Annotated in this window: 6 protein-coding genes; 1 reads left to right on the forward strand and 5 read right to left on the reverse strand. The window is 37.9% G+C overall.

The window, feature by feature from the left end; all coding sequences use genetic code 11:
• The 3 genes from UF75_RS29705 to UF75_RS28795 form a co-directional block, all read right to left on the reverse strand.
• Positions 1-211: hypothetical protein (locus UF75_RS29705; RefSeq protein WP_207642508.1), on the reverse strand; the 211-nt coding region annotated here is incomplete at its 3' end.
• A 6-nt stretch (positions 212-217) separates the two neighbouring features.
• Positions 218-634 carry a hypothetical protein gene (locus UF75_RS25265; protein ID WP_156146621.1) on the reverse strand — a complete coding sequence of 139 codons (417 nt, stop codon included), beginning with the start codon at positions 632-634 and terminating at the stop codon, positions 218-220.
• A gap of 228 nt (positions 635-862) precedes the next feature.
• Positions 863-1,054, reverse strand: coding sequence for a hypothetical protein (locus UF75_RS28795; protein WP_156146622.1), 192 nt, complete (start codon positions 1,052-1,054; stop codon positions 863-865).
• A 78-nt stretch (positions 1,055-1,132) separates the two neighbouring features.
• Between UF75_RS28795 and UF75_RS25275 the strand changes: the two genes are divergently transcribed.
• Entirely contained in the window at positions 1,133-1,396 is a 264-nt protein-coding gene (locus UF75_RS25275) for a hypothetical protein (RefSeq protein WP_156146623.1), read from the forward strand.
• A 366-nt stretch (positions 1,397-1,762) separates the two neighbouring features.
• Here the strand turns inward: UF75_RS25275 and UF75_RS25280 are convergent, their stop codons facing one another.
• On the reverse strand, positions 1,763-2,035 hold the full coding sequence (locus UF75_RS25280) for a hypothetical protein (RefSeq protein WP_156146624.1): 273 nt from the start codon (positions 2,033-2,035) through the stop codon (positions 1,763-1,765).
• Positions 2,036-2,104: 69 nt separating this feature from the next.
• Positions 2,105-2,497 (reverse strand): hypothetical protein, encoded by a 393-nt coding sequence (locus UF75_RS25285; RefSeq protein ID WP_045577282.1) that lies wholly within the window; start codon positions 2,495-2,497, stop codon positions 2,105-2,107.
• Between the last annotated feature and the right edge of the window lie 249 nt (positions 2,498-2,746).

The raw sequence follows: 2,746 nt of genomic DNA on the forward strand, positions 1-2,746 counted from the left end.
GGATATTATGACGTAAAATAAGAATGATGCAATACAATGATCCTTCGTACATTGCAGTGTTTGCAGTAAGTTGCGAACGACTATCTGCATAACCAATAGCTAGATCAGATACATGAGCTGAGAGCATGGAGATAACCATGTTTAATGCTGAATCTTTGGTCTTACTAAGTTGAGTGTTGGTCCTATAATTATGGTATTTACTTCCTCCCAAAGATAATTAGATATCTTCGTTTCCTTCATTACTATCATCCTTTTTTAATCCCGCAGTTCTCATGTTATTTAAGAAATTGACCAAACCCTGTGAACCAAGAAAGATGCCTAATCCTATGATAAATTCGGTTATTATCCCTATTGATCCAAGTAGTATAAATCCTGTAAAAGAATTAGGTAGTCCACGCATGGAGCTCGTTAATGTGGATACTAGCCTCGGCAATGAACTTCCGATAAAGTAAAGCCCGAGAACCGAAAACGCTACTCTCTGTATATCAGTTACCTCTATACCAGCACCCTCCTTAGAATGGTTTCCCTCTGTAACCATAATCGCAGATAATTTATCAGAAAAAAACCATAACAAAACTCCAAAGAGGATATATACCAATGAAAAAATGATATTAACGAAACTTTCATGTGCCACGGGTTATTGACGTTAATAACAACAATATTCATGCTTTCATTCATTTTCTTGAAAGATTGGAAACTCGTATACCCCAATAGGGGGTTTTTTGCTCAGTACACATCCATAATGTGGATGCTTATGAGTGGGCTGAACGGCATATTCGTAATACGGTTACGTGGTTACGCCTGGAATAAATCAATTAAATATGCTGTTATCGGGTTATTGGTTGCAATTCCTTGGATGATTTTAGGAATATTTGTGGCTCTGAGTTCTAGACTCAATAGTTCTTCCGTCGAACCAGGAGTATGCAAACGTATCAATAAAACCAACAAACGTACCAGGCAAGGACTGGAATTTAGCCATAACAAAGGTGATTTTTAAATCAGGAATGGATTCCACTAAAAAGGTAGCGAGTGTGTACTTGACTTTCTTTAACACAACAATGGAGCGGATAAAGCATTTTTGCCTTCGGGAAATATTGTCGGCTTAGTTGGAACAAGTGGGAAGTTATATGCTTTGAACTTGCCTTATACAATTGCCGAAGATTATAAGAATAGTGAAGTATTTAGACAGGAGAAGGCACAGAAAGAAGGGAGAATTTATCAGCCTGGTATTTTCACAACGCTGCCAGAGGTTCTTGTAGATTCTAATGAAAAGAATTTTACAAAGATTATTTACCAGGATGAGAACGGCAAGAAAATAGAAATTCCGATTGAAGAGATAACCCCTGAAATTGCAGCCCAAAATCAAGGTGCATTTTTTTACCAAATTACAAACTAAAACCTATGTCATCATACATCTCCTCGATGCCTCGGTTAGTGTTTCTGTCCAATTTTTCCGATTTCCGAGTTACTGTTTTTCATTTTTAATTCTATTATACTTGAAAGAGTAAGATAACGTAATCCATAGCCTAAAACTGAGAAGCAGATAGCAGTTGCTAAAAATCTAGTCCGGCGATATAGACTCCTCCCCCTCGTTCTTATGCCACTCTCTCTACTTTGAACCAGTAATAAATTTTGTGAAGTAAATATCCCGCCACATTAAGAACAAAGAATAATGCAACCCATGCTACATTCGAACGTCTTAAATGATAAGCTTTTACTGTTGTCCATATTCCAAATAAAACCCAATATATCATAATGAAACCTACTCCAATTTGTTAAAAATTGCATATTGATTTGAATTGGAATATTGTTTCATGCCTATTTCAAGATACCTATTATTGCTAAGAAATTCTCCACCAGAATTATTTCCGAACTCTTTAACATTTCTTATATTTTCGGGGTACCGATACTCGATTTCCCCTAGGTATATCGGTTGTGTTTCAGGCGGATTTTCAATATCAAAATCATTGGGTAACTGGACAAGTGCCACATTGGAGTAGACGTACACAAGCTTCTTCGATATCTTCGAAGCCATCTGCAATTTTCCCGCACATTCTCCTTAGCAATCTTAAATCATTAAACCTTTAGGGCTTCTTGCGGAGCATCAAAGAATGATCAAATAGGCTCCTCGATAGGTTGCAGCTTGGTCCTCTTTGTTTTCTGCGTCAATCAGGACTTCTTGCTCTATCTCATCTTCTTTAAGGTTCATAGCAACGACAGCAGCGGTGGGAGTGTAACGCTGTTTTGTAACGGTTTTTCCTCGTTTCCCAGTGGTTTGGTAGGGCATTTTAATGTAGATATTAGGAATGGAAACAGACACTGGTCCAGAGCCTTGGGCCTTTAGTCGGGGAAATACCTCTTTAATCAGCATCCGAGCATTTAGCGGTACATAACGCTCAGGTCCACTCCAGGATTCAATCTCTTTTCGGTAAAGAGCCCTATTGCGCTTAGCTTTCGTTACCCAGTCAAAGACGAGGGTTAATTTGGTGACGCTCATAATCTATCGCTAATGAATCAAGGTCCATGTTCTAAGAGCTTTTTATCCGCTTGCATTGTCAAATGGCAGCCCTGTGATTCTCGTCATTCTACTCCAAAATTATACTCAACATATTATCTTCAATTGTGTATAGAAGTGGAACAACTTGCACTCCCAGATATTTCTCGGAAAGTCTTTTAGACTCATTCACAACAAATTCCACTTCATTATCAATTTCAAACATGGGAGCATAATTCATGAAATGTTCTT

This window comes from Desulfosporosinus sp. I2, from assembly GCF_000960765.1.
Lineage (GTDB): Bacteria > Bacillota > Desulfitobacteriia > Desulfitobacteriales > Desulfitobacteriaceae > Desulfosporosinus.